Genomic DNA, 16,682 nt, shown 5'->3' with positions numbered 1-16,682 from the left:
TGCTACACAAGCGACCGATGCCTGGTTTTGCTGGGCCAAGCCTCTGCAGGAGCCTCGCTTTATCATGCCCCGGGCAATTGCCTATGATCTGACGCGGCTGTTCCTCGGGCCGTTGAGCCTGTCGCCGCGCGGGATCGACAGGGTCGATGTTGCTTTGGCCAATCATTTCTTTTTCAACAGTAAAATCGAGAGTCTCGGTATCTTGCCCACGCCGTGGGGGATACGCGTTTTCAATGCGGACATGGTGCGGCGGGGGCTCGATCATCTCCATCACATCTGGGCCGAGAGGATCGGTGAGGGCGAGGATCCGCACTGGCATGGGCTGGTCGCGGCGCTGACGGGACAGGGTGATATCAGCCGCCCGCCCCCGCGCCGAAAGCCGGCCGGGCTGATAACCAAGACGCAGCGGATGTGGACGCATCTGCGGCAAACCGGCATCGCTTTGGGACGATCCGTTGGAACTCTGCCGCATGGTGCAATCTATGTGAATATTGGCCAGATCGGGCTTGCCGTTCCTGTTTTTCATCAATGGCTGGCGAATCGGCGCGATATTACGGCGGCCTTTATGCTCCATGACACGATCCCGCTGGAGTATCCCCAGTTCGTCTCGCCCTCATCGGTGACACATCACGCACGCATGGTGCAGACGACTCTGGAACGCGCCGATCTGGTTATCACCACCACTCGGCACGCAAGCGAAACCATCATGGCCACCATGGCTCGAATGGGGCGGAGCGACATGCCCATTCACGTTCGCGGCCTGCCCTTGCCCCAGGCATTGGGGATGCCGCGTTCGGCCGATCCGGCGCTGGCCGGGCGGCACTATTTCCTAACCTGCTCGACCATCGAACCGCGCAAAAACCACGGCCTGCTGATTGATGTGTGGCGGCGCATCATCGCGCGGATGGGGGCGGCCGCGCCGCATCTGGTGATCGTGGGTTCGCCCGGACGCCATGCCGAAACGATCCTGGGCGAGATTTCCGGAGATCCGGCCCTTGCGCGCCATATTCACCATGTCTCGGGCCTCTCCAGTCCGGCGCTGGGGCGGCTGACGCTGGGCGCGGCAGCGATGCTATGCCCCAGCTATGCCGAGGGTTTCGGTCTTTCCGTGCTGGAGGCCAACGCGCTGGGCGTGCCCACCATCGCTTCCGATATCGCCAGCCACCGCGAAATCGCCAACGCCCAAACGCGCCTCCTGCCCCCCGATGACCGCCACGCATGGGAAGACGCCATAATGGATTGCGGCCCCGGCATGCTGCGCACGACGCCAACCATCCCCGAGGCCATGACCGAAGCGGCCTATTGCCATGATATAGCGGCATTCCTCGACAATTTTGCGCAGACCAAGCATAAGGGCGCCATGCAAGACTTTCCGCTTCGCCATGAGAAGAGGCCATGACCCCCGTCCCCAAAGATACCGCCAAGGTCACTGACCAGCGCTTCAACGAGAGCTTTCTGGCCGGTCAGGAGCGGCGCCTGCTCTACGCCATCGCCCCGCGATTGCCGCAATGGGTGACGCCCGATCAATTGACGGGTTTCGGGGTTTTTGGCGCCTTTGTGGTGATGATGGGCTATATTTTCAGCCGGTGGGACATGGCATGGTTATGGCTGTCGAACTTCGGCCTGCTGCTGCATTGGTTCGGCGATTCTCTGGACGGCACGGTGGCCCGCCTGCGCAAGATTGAACGGCCACGTTACGGCTTCTATCTCGATCAGGTGATCGACACGATCGGCAGCCTGATGATCTCGTTGGGCATCGGCTTTTGCCCGGCAGCGCGGATGGATCTATCGCTTTTGGTGCTGGCCGTATTCTTCATGCTTTCAATTCAGGTCTATGTGCGCAACATCGTTGACCGCGAATTCCATGTTGCCGTCGGCGGGCTTGGCCCGACCGAAATGCGCCTGGGCATTCTGACCATGAACATCGGGATTCTGCTGTTTGGACGCTGGATGATCCCCGGCCTGCCCTTTTCGGTCAGCTGGCTGGATTTGGCCATGGTGTTAACGGCCGCAGGGTTGCTTATCCTCATGGTGGTGCAGATGCGCGAGCATTTGGGAAGGCTTGCGGCGGAAGAATCTGGGACACGATAGGCTGGCTTGGTGTGGCTGCAGAACCCCGTATAACAGCCAATGTCTATCGTGATTTTATGGTTTTTAAACTGTTCTTGTCTTTCAATCGTTACCACCCATTCCGATGCGATTTTATTAGCTCGACTGTCCCTATTTGAAGAGATTGCCAGCAGCCGATGGCCATTTGGATCATTTGACAAGCCGCGCAAAAACAAGAGACAAAACATCCATGGAATGCAAAACTTTCGATATTGCCGGTCCGGTTGAGATCATCCCGCGCAAGCTGGGCGATGAGCGGGGCTATTTTGCCGAATTGTTCCGCGAGGACCGGTTTGCGCCACTGGCCGGCGGCATAAGTTTTGTGCAGGAAAACCAGTCGCTCTCGGCGCGGGCGGGGACCATTCGCGGCCTGCATTTTCAAACCCATCCCATGGGGCAGGGCAAGCTGGTGCGCTGCGCGGCGGGCGCGATTCTGGATGTGGCGGTGGATATTCGCCATGATTCCCCCACATTTGGCCAATGGATCGCGGCCGAACTGACTGCGGAAAAATGCAATCAGCTCTGGGTGCCGGTCGGCTTTGCCCATGGCTTTTGCACGCTGCGGCCCGACACCATCGTTACCTATCGCGTGACCAATTATTACAGCCCCGAGCATGACAAGGGCATGGCGTGGAACGATCCGGCGGTGGGGATCGTCTGGCCCGATCTGGCCGATGCCGAAACCCTCTCGGGCAAGGACCGGGTGCAGCCGCGCCTGGCCGACCTGCCGCCTTTGTTCAGCGTAAAGGATTGATCGCATGCGCACGATCGTTACCGGCGGGGCCGGGTTCATTGGCTCGGCTCTGGTGCGCCATCTGGTGCTGGAGCGCGGGTATGAAGTGCTGACCATTGATGCGCTGACCTATGCGGGCAATCTGGCCTCGCTGCGCCCGGTCGAAGGCCATGCAAGCCATCGCTTTTTGCATGCCGACATCCGCGACGCCGCCGCGATGCGGGCCGCGATCCATGATTTCCGCCCCGATCGCATCATGCATCTGGCGGCCGAAAGCCATGTGGACCGATCGATCACGGGCGCGGCTGATTTCATCATGACCAATGTGGTGGGCACCTTCACCCTGCTGGAGGCCGCGCGCGAGTATTGGAACGGGCTGGAGGACAAGGCCGCCTTCCGTTTCCTGCATGTCTCCACCGACGAGGTCTATGGCAGTCTGGACGAGAACCCCGAGGCGCTGTTTCGCGAAGATACGCCCTATGACCCTTCCAGCCCCTATTCCGCGTCCAAGGCGGCCAGCGACCATCTGGCCAAGGCATGGCACCGAACCTATGGCATGCCGATTGTCGTGTCCAATTGTTCAAACAATTACGGGCCTTATCACTTCCCGGAAAAGCTCATCCCGCTCACCATCCTCAACGCGCTGGAGGGGCGGGAACTGCCGGTTTACGGAGCGGGCGAGAATATCCGCGACTGGCTCTATGTTGAGGATCACGCCCGCGCGCTGGACCTGATTGTCGAGCTCGGGGTGCCGGGGGAAACCTATAATGTCGGCGGGCGTAATGAGCGCCGCAACATCGATGTTGTGCGCCGCATCTGTCAGGTCCTCGACCGATTGGTGCCCGCCGAGCGCCCGCGTGAGGAACTGATCCGCTTCGTCACCGACCGCCCCGGCCATGATGCGCGCTATGCCATCGACGCCTCGCGGCTGGAAAATGAGCTGGGCTGGCGCGCACGCGAGGATTTCGACAGCGGTATCGAAAAGACCGTTCAGTGGTATCTCGACAATGCGTGGTGGTGGCAGCCTTTGCGCGACGGTTATGGCGGCGAAAGGCTGGGTCTGCTGGAGAAGGTCGCATGAGGATCGCGGTGACCGGCAAGACCGGCCAGGTGGTGACCTCGATCATCGAACGGGCGGGCGCGGGGGTGGAGATCATCGCGCTGGGGCGGCCGGAACTGGACCTGGGCGATCTGGCCTCGATTGCCCCGGCGATGGCGGCGGCCCGGCCCGATGTGGTGGTGTCGGCTGCGGCCTATACCGCCGTGGACCGGGCCGAGAGCGAGGCCGAGGCCGCCTTTGCCGTCAATGCGACCGGGCCGGGCGCGGTGGCGGCGGCGGCGCGGGCGCTGGGCGTGCCGGTGATCCATATTTCCACCGACTATGTGTTCGATGGCACCAAAACGGCGCCTTATGTGGAAAGCGATCCGGTGGCGCCGCTGGGCGTCTATGGCCGGTCGAAACTGGCCGGAGAGCAGGCGGTGATCGCCGCCGATCCCGATGCGGTGATCCTGCGCACGGCGTGGGTGTACAGCCCGTTCGGGGCCAATTTCGTCAAGACCATGCTGCGTCTGGCTCAAAGCCGCGAGGAACTGGGCGTGGTGGCCGATCAGATCGGCAGTCCGACCAGCGCGCTCGATATTGCCGATACGGTGCTGGCCGTGGCGGATCGGCTGCATCGCGCCCCGGATCAGGCCCCGCGCGGCATCTTTCACATGACCGGCAAAGGCGAGGGCAGTTGGGCCGATCTGGCCGAGGCGGTGTTTGCCGCCAGCGCGGCGGCGGGTGGGCCATCGGCGCGGGTGCGCCGCATCGCCACCGCCGATTATCCCACCCCCGCCGCTCGCCCCGCCAATTCGCGGCTCTGCGGGGACCGTCTGGCCGAGGCCTATGGCCTGCGACTGCCCGCATGGCGCGATGCGGTGCAAACCACGGTCGCACGGCTCGTTACACAAAAGGATCCTGTTGCATGAAGGGTATCATTCTGGCCGGGGGCAGCGGGACGCGGCTCTATCCGATGACGCTGGCGCTCTCGAAGCAGTTGATGCCGGTCTATGACAAGCCGATGATCTATTATCCGCTGACCACGCTGATGCTGGCGGGGATCCGCGAGATCCTGATCATCACCACGCCCCATGATGCGCCCGCCTTTCAGCACCTGCTGGGCGATGGCAGCCAGTGGGGCATCTCGCTGACCTATGCGGTGCAACCCGAGCCCAAGGGGCTGGCGCAGGCCTTTACCATCGGCGCGGATTTTCTGGCCGGGGGGGCGTCCTGTCTGGTGCTGGGCGACAATATCTTCTTCGGCCACGGCTTGCCCGAAAAAATGGCGCAGGCGCGCAGCACCCTCGATGGAGCGGCGGTCTTTGCCTATCACGTGGCCGACCCCGAGCGTTATGGCGTGGTGGAATTCGACGATCAGCGCCGGGCCGTTTCCATCGAGGAAAAGCCGCGCACCCCCAAGTCGAACTGGGCGGTGACGGGCCTATATTTTTATGACGCCGAAGTGGTCGATATCGCCGCCAACCTTGCGCCCTCGCCGCGCGGCGAGCTGGAAATCACCGATGTAAACCGGATCTATCTGGAAAAGGGCCGGTTGAGCGTGATGGAAATGGGGCGCGGCTATGCCTGGCTCGACACTGGCACGCCGGACAGCCTTTTGGAGGCGGCCGAATTCGTCTCGACGCTGGAAAGGCGTCAGGGCATGAAAATTGCCTGCCCCGAGGAAATCGGCTGGCACATGGGCTTTATCGACGACAACGGGCTGGAGCGCGCGACAAGGCGTTTGGGCAAGGGGAACTATGGCAGCTATCTGCACGGGCTGCTGCAAGATAAGAAACGCTGAACAGGGTAGGGCTGCCGCAAAAGCAGCCCGCCACACGCATGCATTATATGAGATGGGACTCACATCATTCTTTTTGAAAGCCCACGCTCTGCGGGATGAACTGTGGTGCTGCTGGGGAGGATTGAACTCCCGACCTCAGCCTTACCAAGGATGCGCTCTACCACTGAGCTACAGCAGCACACCACAGTTATCGCCGGTGCGACCAGTGCCGCAGCGGAGGCGCGCTATTGGCCGGGGCGCGAGGGAATGTCAAGCGCCCTTGCAGCATTTTTCTCAAAGCGGCGCTTGAAGTCTGATGCTCCCTTCGCCAAACAGGAGGCGCAGGATGAGACAAAACACATGAACAACACAGAAAAACCGGCGATTTCCGTACCTTCGCGCGAAGAACGCCTCGCAGCCAAGCTGCGCGAGAATTTGCGCCGCCGCAAGGCGCAAAGCCGCGCGATGGAAGACACTCAGACGCAAAGCACCGATTCGCAAGGCTAATGCCTCCGCCCCCGGCGTTCATCAGCCCAACCCGGCGCAAGCAGGCAATTACCGGCAAATCCTTGCTTCCCATTGTCGCGGCAAAGGGCTAGGGCCGCCGGTAAAGGTATATTCACGCTGCATTTGAGGGAGTGCCAGAACCGTGCCTCGTCTGATTCTCGTCCGTCATGGTCAAAGCCAATGGAACCTTGAAAACCGCTTCACCGGCTGGTGGGACGTGGATCTTACCGAAAAGGGCGAAGGCGAAGCTCGCGCGGCGGGTGCTCTGCTGAAAGAAAAGGGCATCCTGCCGACGGTGGCCTTCACCTCGGTTCAGACCCGCGCGATCCGCACGCTGCATCTGGCGCTGGAAACGGCGGGCCGGGTGTGGATCCCCGAATATAAGGACTGGCACCTCAATGAACGCCACTATGGCGGGCTGACCGGTCTGGACAAGGCCGAGACGGCCGCCAAGCATGGCGACGAGCAGGTCAAGATCTGGCGCCGCAGCTTCGACGTGCCGCCGCCCGTGCTGGAAGACGGCAGCGAGTTCGACCTGAAACAGGACGCGCGCTATGCTAGGATCGACATTCCCAGCACCGAATCGCTGAAGCTGACCATCGAGCGCGTGCTGCCCTATTATGAAAGCGCGATTGCGCCGGAATTGGCCAAGGGCGAAACCGTGATCGTGGCCGCGCATGGCAATTCGCTGCGCGCGCTGGTCAAGCATCTGTCGAACATTTCGGATGCGGATATCCTCAATCTGGAGATCCCTACCGGCCAGCCCATCGTCTATGAGCTGGACGACAATCTGAACGCGCTCGAACGCTATTATCTGTCGGAGAGGTAAGACTATGACCCGTCCCGGAGCCCTCGTTTCCATCGTCATGGGCAGCCAGTCGGACTGGCACACCATGAAGAAGGCCGCTGACATCCTGACGCAACTGGGCGTTGTGCATGATGTGCGGATCGTCTCGGCGCATCGCACGCCCGACCGTCTGATCGATTTCGCCAAGAATGCGGCGGATGAAGGCTTCAAGGTCATCATCGCGGGCGCGGGCGGCGCGGCGCATCTGCCGGGCATGGTCGCTTCGATGACGCATCTGCCGGTGCTGGGCGTTCCGGTTCAGTCCAAGGCGCTGTCGGGCCAGGACTCGCTGCTTTCCATCGTCCAGATGCCTGCCGGCGTTCCGGTCGGCACGCTGGCCATTGGCGAGCCGGGCGCGACCAATGCGGGCCTGCTGGCCGCCAAGATCCTGGCCACCAGCGATCCGGCTCTGGCCGAGCGCGTGAAGGAATTCCGCGTGGCGCAGACCGAGAGCGTGGCGGAGCGTCCGGAATAAGGCATGATTGCTCCGGGTGAAACGATCGGCATTCTGGGTGGCGGCCAACTGGGCCGGATGATGGCTTTTGCCGCCGCCCGCCTTGGTTATCGCGTGCATATCTTTGCGCCCGAGGCCGACAGTATTGCGGCTGAGGTTTGCAGCCGCTTTACCTGCGCGGACTATACTGACGAGGCGGCCTTGGCGCGCTTTGCGGCGGATTGCGCGGTCATCACCTATGAGTTTGAAAATGTGCCGGTCGCGCCTCTGAGGGCGGTGGGCGATGCGCCCCTTCTGCCCCATCCGCGCGCGCTGGAAACGGCGCAGGACCGCTTGAACGAAAAGCGGTTCGTGGCTGATCTGGGCGGGCGTCCGGCGCCTTTCATGGCGGTGGATGGGGCCGAGGATCTGGCCCGCGCCGTGGCCGATATCGGCGCGCCGGGCATTTTGAAGACCCGCCGCGATGGCTATGACGGCAAGGGCCAATGGCGGATCAAGAGCGAGGCCGATCTGGCCGGGCTCGATCTGCCGGATCAGGCGCTGATCTATGAAGGCTTCGTCACCTTCTTTGGCGAATTTTCCGTCATCCTCGCCCGCGCCGCCGATGGCAGCGTGGTGTTCTGGGACAGCGCGGAAAACGTTCATGTGAACGGCATTCTCGACACCTCGACCGTCCCCGCCAGTGCGGCGATTGCCGCGCAGGTGCCCGAGGCGCGCGCGTTGGCGCAGAAGGTGGCGCAGGCGCTTGATTATGTCGGCGTGCTGACGCTGGAGTTTTTTGCCACGGATGACGGGCCGGTGTTCAACGAAATGGCGCCGCGCGTCCATAATTCGGGCCACTGGAGCATTGAGGGCGCGATCACCAGCCAGTTCGAGAACCACATCCGCGCTGTCTGCGGACTGCCGCTGGGCCTGACCACGCTGGCGGTGCCGGGCGCGCGGATGCTCAACCTGATCGGCGATGACGCGCATGACTGGGCCGAGATTCTGGCCGATCCGGCCAACCATCTGCATCTTTACGGCAAGGCGGCCGCGCGGCCCGGGCGCAAGATGGGCCATGTGACTCGCCTGATACTTGAGCCATAAGCGGGGAATAATGACGCGCATCACCCTTGTTGTGGCGCGGGCCGCCAATGGCGTGATCGGCGCGGATGGCACGATGCCATGGCATTTGCCCGCCGATCTGCGACACTTCAAGGCCAAGACCATGGGCAGGCCGATGGTGATGGGGCGCAAGACATTTGAGAGCCTGCCCGGCCTGCTGCCCGGCCGCCGCCATATCGTGATGACCCGCGATGCCGCGTGGCACGCCGACGGGGCCGAGGTCGCGCCCGATCTGGCCGGAGCGCTGGTTCTGGCGGGCGATGTGGACGAGGTTTGCGTGGTGGGCGGCGGACAGGTCTATGCCCAGTTCATGCCCATTGCCCACCGCATCGAATTGACCGAAATCGACGCAAGCCCCGAGGGCGACACGCATTTTCCAATGCCAAAAGCCCCCGAATGGGCGGCAATCGCCCGCGAGGAGCATCCTGCCCAAGAGGGCAGACCGGCTTTTGCCTTTGTCACGCTGGAAAGGGCGGGATAGGCGCTTTTTTCCATGATCCGTCTCGATTCCCGCCAGCCCATTCCCGACACCTTGCGCGGTGCGATCATCGCGCTGGGCAATTTCGACGGCTTTCATCTGGGCCATCAGGCCGTGGTGGGCGAAGCGCTGCGCTGGGCCCGCGCCGAGGGGCGGCCCGCGATTGTCGCGACCTTTGCCCCGCATCCGGTGGAATTTTTCGCGCCCGGTTCGCCCCCCTTCCGCCTTTCGACGCTGGAGCAGCGCGAGGAGTGGTTTGCGCAGGCCGGGGCGGATGCCATGCTGGTGTTCGCCTTTGACGCGCCCATGGCGGCCAGCAGCGCGCATGACTGGGTCTATGACGTTCTGGGCCGCCAATTGGGCGCGGCGGGCGTGGTGACGGGCGAGGATTTCACCTTTGGCAAGGGCCGATCCGGTTCGGTCGATACCTTGCGCGCGATGGGGGCCGAGATCGGGCTTGGCGCAAAGGCGGTGGGCGCGGTGATGGAAGGGGGCGAGATCGTATCCTCAAGCCGCATCCGCCGGGCGCTGACATCGGGCGATATTGCCACCGCCACGCGGCTTTTGACGCGGCCCTTTGCCATGCGCGCGGCTGTCCAGCATGGCGACAAGTTGGGCCGGGAAATCGGCTTTCCCACGGCCAATATGGCGCTGGGCGACTATCTGCGGCCCGCCTATGGCATTTATGCGGTGACGGGGCGTTTGGCCGACGGGCGCGTTTTGAAAGGCGCGGCCAATATCGGCATCCGGCCCCATTTCGATCCACCCAAGGAATTGCTCGAACCCCATTTCTTCGACTTCTCAGGCGACCTTTATGGGCAGGAGATCGAGATCGGGTTTCATGCGTTTTTGCGTGCCGAAGCGAAGTTCGATTCGCTTGATGCGTTGGTTGCGCAGATCGGGCGGGATTGTGATGAGGCGAGGCGGGTTTTGGAGGGAGTTTAAAGGGTTTCAGATGCGAGGGTCATAACCCTCGCGCTCCCTTTACTGTCTTTGTTGCGCCAAGGGTTCGGCGTTAAGTGTCGTACGCGGCGATTGAATGATGAAAGCCTGCGGCGCAGCGAAGGCATTTCTATCCGCGCCGCAGGCTTTAAAAGCGATCCACACCTCCGCCAACCAAACCCCACCCCATTAATGGGATTGCAAAGGGACCGAATCCCTTTGCCCGCCGGAGGCATAACCCCCAACAAACCAAACAAAAAACCCCCACCCAACCGGGCAGGGGCCTTTTGCAACCAAAACCGGCGCGCGATTACTGGCGCGGCGGGGTCTTGGCCTGCGCCTCGCGGCCATCGCCTTCGGGGGCGGCCACGATGGTGCGGGTGACATCGCCCTTGTTGGCGGTGGCGGTTTTGGGGTCGGCCACGGTCGAGCGGATCGAGGCATCGCCGGTGCCCATCTTGGCCACGGCGGCGTTTTCGACGCCGCTGCGCTGGGGCGCGGGGCCGAACATGGCCTCGGTGGTTTCGACCTGACCGGGGCGGGTGTTGGGGCGCGGGGCGCCCGGCTGGGGCGGGGTCAGCGCGAAATCGGGCGGGGCGAACAGCGGCGTCTGGCGCTGGACGGCGAATTCATCGGGGCGCACGCGGTTGAACAGCCCGCCCGCGCCACAGCCGGAGAGCATCAGGCAGGTGGTGCCGGCCAGCAGGATGGCGGAAATCTTACGCATTGTGGTTCAGTTCTCCGGGGTGGACGGCGCGGCGTCCAACTTGATGTGGCCACGCTTTTTGCCCGAAAGAAAGCTCCGGGCAAGGATAATCAATACGCCGAAGGTGATGGCGACATCGGCGAGGTTGAAGATGTAGAAGGGGCGGTATGATCCGAAGTGGAGATCGGCATAATCGACGACAAAGCCCTTGGCCACGCGATCAAGGATATTGCCCAGCGCGCCGCCGAGCACGAGGCCGAGGGGCAGGATTTCGCCGATGCGCCGCTCCACCAGAATCCACACCGCCACGCCCAGCGCAATCGCGCCCGTCATGCCCACCAGCAGCCAGCGTTCGAGGTCCGAACCCGCCGTCAGCAGGCCCAGCGACACGCCGTAATTTTCCGCCCAGGTGAAATTGAAGATGGGCAGCAGCGTGATCTGTTCGACGCGGGGCAGATCGAGCGGGCCGATCATCGCCCATTTGACGATCTGATCCAGCGCAAACACCACCCCCGCCAGGCCCATGCCGAGCAGGCGCGCTTTGAGGGGGGAGGTTTGCGCAAAGGTGGTCATTGGGCGGCATCCATGGCGGACACAACCTGATTGCAGCGTGAACACAGGTCGCCGTCCTCGGCCACCTCGGGGAGGTGGCGCCAGCAGCGGCCGCATTTGTGGTGAGGGGTTTTGTTGATAGTAAGACCACGTGCATCAACAAAAGCCACGCGAGCGCTGATGAACAGCTCTGCTAAACCAGCTTCATCGAGGTCGCGAAGCGTAGCAACATCATTCCCAACGATGACCTCTGCTTCCAAACTGGAGCCGACAACCTTTTCCCGACGAAAAGGTTCAATTTCCTCCAACACGCGCTTGCGGACAGAACGCAGTCGCTGCCATTTCCGCTCAATGCCGCTCAATCCATCTAAATCGCGAGGTTCTGATGCGTCAACGACGGCCGGCACCACCGGCCATTCCAGCAGATGCACGCTGCCTTCATCGGCAGAGCGCGACTTCCACACTTCTTCCGCTGTGAACACCAGCACGGGCGCGGCATAGCGGATCAGCGCGTGGAACAGGATGTCCAGCACGGTGCGATAGGCGCGGCGCTTCGCATCCGTGGGGGCATCGCAATAGAGCGAGTCCTTGCGGATATCGAAGAAGAAGGCCGAGAGGTCTTCGTTGCAGAAATCGACGAGGCTGCGGACATAGGTGTTGAAGTCGAAAGCATCGACCGCCACCTTCAATTCGCCATCCAGCTTGGCCAGCAGCGCGAGGATATAGCGCTCCAGCTCAGGCATCTCCTCAACCGCCAGCTTTTCAGCATCGGTAAAACCGTCCAGCGCGCCCAACAGATAGCGGAACGTGTTGCGCAGCTTGCGATACTGATCCGCGACGCCTTTGAGGATTTCATCGCCAATGCGGTGATCCTCGGTGTAATCCACCGACAGAGCCCACAGACGGACGATATCCGCGCCGTAAGTCTCCATGACTTTCAGCGGATCGACCGTGTTGCCAAGGCTCTTGGACATTTTCATGCCCTTGGCGTCCATGGTGAAACCATGGGTCAGCACCGCCTTGTACGGCGCATGGCCGCGCGTGGCGCAGGATTCGAGCAGCGAGGACTGGAACCAGCCGCGATGCTGGTCGCTGCCTTCCAAATAGAGGTCGGCGCGGGGGCCGCGATAGCCCTCGGGGCGCAGCAGGTCGGGCCAGCGGCCGCTTTCCATCACGAAAGCATGGGTGCTGCCCGAATCGAACCACACGTCGAGAATGTCGGTGACGCGCTCGTAATCCTCGGCGTTGTAATCCGCGCCCAGATATTCCTGCGCGCGCGCCTCGTCCCAAGCGTCCACGCCTTCCTCGCGAATGGCGGCGATGATGCGGGCGTTGACCCCCTTGTCGACCAGATATTCGCCCGTCTTGCGATCAACGAACAAAGTGATCGGCACGCCCCATGCACGCTGGCGCGAGAGCACCCAGTCGGGGCGGGTTTCGACCATGGCGCCGATGCGGTTGCGGCCCTTTTCCGGCACAAAGCGCGTCTCGGCAATCGCGTGCTTGGCCCGTTCGCGCAGGGTGTCGGGCGAAAGGATGGTGGCCAGATCGAACATGTCGTCGGCCTCGCTCAGCGGCGCGAGATCCTTGTCCATCGGCACGAACCATTGCGGGGTGCAGCGGAAGATCACCTTGGCCTTCGACCGCCACGAATGCGGATAGGAATGCTTGTAATCGGCGCTGGCCGCCAGCAAACCGCCCTCTTCGCGCAGCGCGGTACAGATCGGGCCGTCAGGCGCGTTGAACTTGGGGTTGATGACGCTGCCTTCGCCGCCCAGCCATGGCCAGTCGGCGCGATATTTGCCGTCGCCTTCAACCGCAAAGACCGGATTGATCTTGTTGGCCTTGCACAGCAAAAAGTCGTCTTCGCCATGGTCGGGGGCCATGTGCACAAAGCCGGTGCCCGATTCGACGGTGACGAATTCGCCGGCCAGCAGCGGGCGCAATTTCGTGAAGAACTCGGATTCGGGGAAGCGCGCGGCCATCGGGTGGCGCGCCTTGGCCCCGTTGAGAACCGGGCCCTTCACATACATCAGGAAGTCATAGCCATCCTCGTCGATGCGCTTCAGAAAGCCCTCGATCAAAGGTTCGGCAATCAGATACTTCTGATCGCCGACGCGGATCTGCGCGTAGTCAATCGCGCGGCCAAAGGCCAAAGCCTGATTGGTCGGGATCGTCCAGGGCGTCGTGGTCCAGATCACCACCTTGGTGCCGACCAGTTCGGGCGCGGCGGGCACTTCGACCAGTTCGAAGGCCACATCGACCTGCGTGCTGGTGATGTCCTCATACTCGACCTCGGCCTCGGCCAAGGCGGTCTTTTCGACCGGAGACCACATCACCGGCTTGGCGCCGCGATAAAGCTGGCCCGACTGGGCAAACTTCAAAAGCTCGCCAACGATGGTCGCCTCGGCCTGAAAATCCATGGTCAGATAGGGATTGTCCCAGTCGCCATTGACGCCCAGACGCTTCAACTGCTCGCGCTGGGCATTGACCCAGGTCTGCGCATAGGCGCGGCATTCGGCGCGGAATTCGCGCGGCGGAACCTCGTCCTTGTTCTTCTTCTTCTTGCGATATTCTTCCTCGACCTTCCACTCGATGGGCAGGCCGTGGCAATCCCAACCAGGCACGTAAGGCGCGTCCAGACCCTTCAGGCTCTGGGTGCGCACCACCATATCCTTCAGGATATGATTGACCGCGTGACCCACGTGAATGTTGCCATTCGCATAGGGCGGGCCATCGTGCAGAATGAACTTCTCACGCCCCGCGCGCGCATCGCGCAAGCGGCGGTACAGGTCCTGCTCCTGCCACCCCTTCAAAATGCCCGGCTCCTTCTGCGGAAGCCCGGCCTTCATGGGGAAATCAGTCTTCGGCAGGAAGACGGTGGGTCGAAAATCGCGTTTCTCGGTCATGACGGCGCAGGCCTTAGCGATTCGGGGGGTGTTTCGCAAATAATCATGCGGGGGAATGCGTTTTGTCTTTTGCCTCCGGCGGGCAAAGGGACTCGTCCCTTTGCAATCCCATTAATGGGGTGGCGTTTGGTTGGCGGGGTTGGGAATATTATGAAAGCCTGCGGCGCGGCGAACTCGTGCTGTCCGCGCCGCAGGCTTTCTATTTTCAAACGGCGCGTCCGACACCAAACGCCGAACCCGTGGTACAACGCAGACAGTAATGGGAGCGCGAGGGTCTAGACCCTCGCATCTACACTCCCTTAGCCTTCTTCCAAAACCTCAACCCTGCTGGCCAACAGCTTGTCGATCTTGCGCCGATCCATATCGACGATCTCCCAGCGCCAGCCCTGATCGACGAAATGATCGCCCTCCTTGGGCAAACGCTTCAAAATCGAGAGGGCATAGCCCGCCACGGTGGCATAATCGCGCGTTTCCGGCACTTCGATGCCAAAGCGGTCGCCCAGCGAATCGGCGGGCAGCGCGCCCGAAATCAGCAGCGAGCCATCCTCACGCGTGACCACCAGCGGGCTGTCGCCCTCGTCCTGATAGGAGGCGAAATGGCCCGCGATGGCCGAAAGCAGGTCGGCGGGGGTAACGATACCCTCCAGATGGCCATATTCGTCATGCACCAGCGCCATCGACAGGCCGGAATTTTGCAGCACGCGCAGCGCATCCATCGCGTCGATCTGATCGGGCACGATTTCGGCCTTGTGGATCAGGCTCTCCAGATCCAGCCTTCCGCCCGCCAGCAATTGCGCGAGCACCTCGCGCACCTTGATGACGCCGACGATATTGTCGACCGCGCCATCCGTCACGGGCAGCAGCGAATGCGGGCTTTCGGCAATGGCGGCGCGCACCTCCGATTCGCTCGCCCCGCGTTCGATCCAGTCCATTTCGGTGCGCGGCGTCATCACCTCGCGCACGGGGCGTTCGGCAAGGCGCATGATGCCGGTCATGATCGCGCGCTCTTCCTCCTCGATCACGCCCGAACGCGTGGCCTCGGCAAAGACGAGGTGGATTTCCTCGGCGGTCACCTGCTGCTCCTCGCCGGTTTTCACCCCGATCATGCCCAGGATGGCATCCGAGGACACGCGCAGCAGCCAGACCAGCGGCGCCGTGGCCCGCGCCATCATGGCCATGGGCGGCGAAGCGATGATCGCGATGCGCTCGGCATGGGCCAGCGCCACCTGCTTGGGGACGAGTTCGCCGATGATCAGGCTGACAAAGGTGGTCAGCCCCAGCACCAGCACGCTGGCCAGACGGTCGGCATAGGCCAGCGGGATGCCCCAATGCGCGATACGTTCGGCCACCGGGGTCGACAGGCTGGCCTCGGAAAAGGCGCCAGTGACCACGGCGACGAGCGTGATGCCGATCTGCGCGGTGGAAAGCAGCTTGCCCGGATCGGCCGTCAAGTCGAGCGCAGCCCTTGCCCCCCGGTTGCCGCGATCGGCCAGCACGCGCAATTTTGCCGTGCGCGCCGAAACAATCGCCAGTTCCGACATGGCAAACACGCCATTGAGGACAACAAGCCCGCCAATGACCAGTACATCTATCCAGGGAAAGGGTGTCACAAGAGCATCCCTAGCAGCTTTGTTCGCAAAGGCGAAGGGGGCGCGCAAAACCATGCGCAAACAAATGCCGATACAAATCTGTTACAAATGCCCCGCCGACGCTTGGCGGAACCTTTCGGCTAATGATAGATTCACATTGTAGCGCTGAAAAGCGATCTATCGGGACCAAATGGCCGACCGATCCGGGCCAGACAATCATGGAGAGATCCCCAATGACCAAGGTACGCCTTGCCACCGCCAGTTTCGCCATCGCCGCGCTGCTGGCCACCTCAGGCTGCGTGACCGACCCCAACACAGGCCAGCAAAAGGTATCGCGCACAGCCATCGGTGCGGGTGCAGGGGCGCTGGGCGGCATGCTGCTGGGGGGGCTGATCGGGGGCGGCACGGGCCGCATCATCGGGGCCGGCATCGGCGGCATCGCCGGCGGCGCCATCGGCTATGAGCGCGACAAGCAGATCAAGCAGCTGCGCGAGCAGACCGCCGGGACCGGGGTGGACATCCGCCCGTCCGATGACGGCCGCTCGATCATGCTCAGCCTGCCCGATGGCGTGACCTTCGACACCGGCTCCTATATGCTCCAGCCCCAGTTCCGTCCCACGCTGGACAAGATCGCGCAGAGCCTGAAGGATTATCCCAACAGCCTGATCGACGTTTACGGCCACACCGATTCGACCGGCAGCGCCCAGTTGAACCAGACCCTGTCGGAAAATCGCGCGCGCACGGTGGGCGATTATCTGGGCATGCAGGGCGTCTCGCAGGCGCGTATCCGCACCCAGGGCTATGGCGCCACCATGCCCGTGGCCACCAACGCCACGCCCGAGGGCCGGGCCAAGAACCGCCGCGTGGAAATCAAGATCGTGCCGATCACCCAGGAACAGGTGAACGCCGCGCGCGGTCAGTAAACGGGAA

At 62.5% G+C, this 16,682-nt stretch carries 17 protein-coding genes and 1 tRNA gene; 13 read left to right on the top strand and 5 right to left on the bottom strand.

The genetic code is table 11. The features are described 5' to 3' along the window. Window positions 1–64 precede the first annotated feature (64 nt). The 6 genes from PQ467_RS01540 (at window position 65) to rfbA (ending at window position 5,685) form a co-directional block, all read left to right on the top strand. Window positions 65–1,399, top strand: coding sequence for a glycosyltransferase (locus tag PQ467_RS01540; RefSeq protein ID WP_274174814.1), 1,335 nt, complete (start codon window positions 65–67; stop codon window positions 1,397–1,399). Further along, on the top strand, window positions 1,396–2,091 hold the full coding sequence (locus tag PQ467_RS01535) for a CDP-alcohol phosphatidyltransferase family protein (RefSeq protein WP_274174813.1): 696 nt from the start codon (window positions 1,396–1,398) through the stop codon (window positions 2,089–2,091). The genes PQ467_RS01540 and PQ467_RS01535 overlap by 4 nt, the downstream gene beginning before the upstream one ends. 208 nt (window positions 2,092–2,299) lie before the next feature. Then, window positions 2,300–2,863: a dTDP-4-dehydrorhamnose 3,5-epimerase gene (gene rfbC, locus PQ467_RS01530; RefSeq protein ID WP_274174812.1), complete on the top strand. Its 564-nt coding sequence runs from the start codon at window positions 2,300–2,302 to the stop codon at window positions 2,861–2,863. Between the two features lie 4 nt (window positions 2,864–2,867). Beyond that, the gene (gene rfbB / locus PQ467_RS01525; RefSeq protein WP_274174811.1) at window positions 2,868–3,923 is read left to right on the top strand and encodes a dTDP-glucose 4,6-dehydratase; all 1,056 of its coding nucleotides are present in this window, start codon (window positions 2,868–2,870) and stop codon (window positions 3,921–3,923) included. Continuing rightward, a complete protein-coding gene (gene rfbD / locus PQ467_RS01520; RefSeq protein WP_274174810.1) occupies window positions 3,920–4,813 on the top strand; it encodes a dTDP-4-dehydrorhamnose reductase in 894 nt (297 codons plus the stop codon). Before rfbB ends, rfbD begins: the two co-directional genes overlap by 4 nt. Then, the gene (rfbA, locus tag PQ467_RS01515; protein WP_274174809.1) at window positions 4,810–5,685 is read left to right on the top strand and encodes a glucose-1-phosphate thymidylyltransferase RfbA; all 876 of its coding nucleotides are present in this window, start codon (window positions 4,810–4,812) and stop codon (window positions 5,683–5,685) included. The genes rfbD and rfbA overlap by 4 nt, the downstream gene beginning before the upstream one ends. Window positions 5,686–5,788: 103 nt before the next feature. On the opposite strand, the gene PQ467_RS01510 is transcribed toward rfbA, so the two are convergent. Further along, window positions 5,789–5,863: transfer RNA gene (locus tag PQ467_RS01510), tRNA-Thr, on the bottom strand. Between the two features lie 68 nt (window positions 5,864–5,931). Between PQ467_RS01510 and PQ467_RS01505 the strand changes: the two genes are divergently transcribed. The 6 genes from PQ467_RS01505 to PQ467_RS01480 all read left to right on the top strand — a co-directional run bounded on the left by PQ467_RS01505 (window position 5,932) and on the right by PQ467_RS01480 (window position 9,999). After that, a complete protein-coding gene (locus PQ467_RS01505; protein WP_274174808.1) occupies window positions 5,932–6,171 on the top strand; it encodes a hypothetical protein in 240 nt (79 codons plus the stop codon). 142 nt (window positions 6,172–6,313) lie between these two features. Continuing rightward, the gene (gene gpmA / locus PQ467_RS01500; protein ID WP_274174807.1) at window positions 6,314–7,000 is read left to right on the top strand and encodes a 2,3-diphosphoglycerate-dependent phosphoglycerate mutase; all 687 of its coding nucleotides are present in this window, start codon (window positions 6,314–6,316) and stop codon (window positions 6,998–7,000) included. A 4-nt stretch (window positions 7,001–7,004) separates the two neighbouring features. After that, a complete protein-coding gene (gene purE, locus PQ467_RS01495) occupies window positions 7,005–7,493 on the top strand; it encodes a 5-(carboxyamino)imidazole ribonucleotide mutase (protein WP_274174806.1) in 489 nt (162 codons plus the stop codon). 3 nt (window positions 7,494–7,496) lie between these two features. Continuing rightward, window positions 7,497–8,558 carry a 5-(carboxyamino)imidazole ribonucleotide synthase gene (locus tag PQ467_RS01490; protein WP_274174805.1) on the top strand — a complete coding sequence of 354 codons (1,062 nt, stop codon included), beginning with the start codon at window positions 7,497–7,499 and terminating at the stop codon, window positions 8,556–8,558. A gap of 10 nt (window positions 8,559–8,568) precedes the next feature. Further along, a complete protein-coding gene (locus tag PQ467_RS01485) occupies window positions 8,569–9,057 on the top strand; it encodes a dihydrofolate reductase (RefSeq protein WP_274174804.1) in 489 nt (162 codons plus the stop codon). A gap of 12 nt (window positions 9,058–9,069) precedes the next feature. Beyond that, window positions 9,070–9,999, top strand: a complete 930-nt coding sequence (locus PQ467_RS01480; RefSeq protein WP_274174803.1) for a bifunctional riboflavin kinase/FAD synthetase — start codon at window positions 9,070–9,072, stop codon at window positions 9,997–9,999. 307 nt (window positions 10,000–10,306) lie between these two features. Here the strand turns inward: PQ467_RS01480 and PQ467_RS01475 are convergent, their stop codons facing one another. The 4 genes from PQ467_RS01475 to PQ467_RS01460 form a co-directional block, all read right to left on the bottom strand. After that, window positions 10,307–10,723: a DUF3035 domain-containing protein gene (locus PQ467_RS01475; protein ID WP_168603271.1), complete on the bottom strand. Its 417-nt coding sequence runs from the start codon at window positions 10,721–10,723 to the stop codon at window positions 10,307–10,309. Between the two features lie 6 nt (window positions 10,724–10,729). Continuing rightward, the gene (lspA, locus tag PQ467_RS01470; RefSeq protein WP_274174802.1) at window positions 10,730–11,275 is read right to left on the bottom strand and encodes a signal peptidase II; all 546 of its coding nucleotides are present in this window, start codon (window positions 11,273–11,275) and stop codon (window positions 10,730–10,732) included. Next, a complete protein-coding gene (gene ileS, locus PQ467_RS01465; RefSeq protein ID WP_274174801.1) occupies window positions 11,272–14,163 on the bottom strand; it encodes an isoleucine--tRNA ligase in 2,892 nt (963 codons plus the stop codon). Before ileS ends, lspA begins: the two co-directional genes overlap by 4 nt. Before the next feature lie 299 nt (window positions 14,164–14,462). Next, the gene (locus PQ467_RS01460; protein ID WP_274174800.1) at window positions 14,463–15,773 is read right to left on the bottom strand and encodes a hemolysin family protein; all 1,311 of its coding nucleotides are present in this window, start codon (window positions 15,771–15,773) and stop codon (window positions 14,463–14,465) included. Window positions 15,774–15,985: 212 nt separating this feature from the next. Here PQ467_RS01460 and PQ467_RS01455 point away from each other — a divergent pair, with 212 nt between their 5' ends. Beyond that, window positions 15,986–16,675, top strand: a complete 690-nt coding sequence (locus tag PQ467_RS01455; RefSeq protein WP_274174799.1) for an OmpA family protein — start codon at window positions 15,986–15,988, stop codon at window positions 16,673–16,675. The last annotated feature ends 7 nt before the right edge of the window (window positions 16,676–16,682 follow it).

Origin of the sequence: Novosphingobium sp. KACC 22771, assembly GCF_028736195.1 — a bacterium.
GTDB lineage: Bacteria > Pseudomonadota > Alphaproteobacteria > Sphingomonadales > Sphingomonadaceae > Novosphingobium.
Note: the sequence above shows the minus strand (reverse complement) of the source record. Positions and strands in the feature narration are given on the sequence as shown.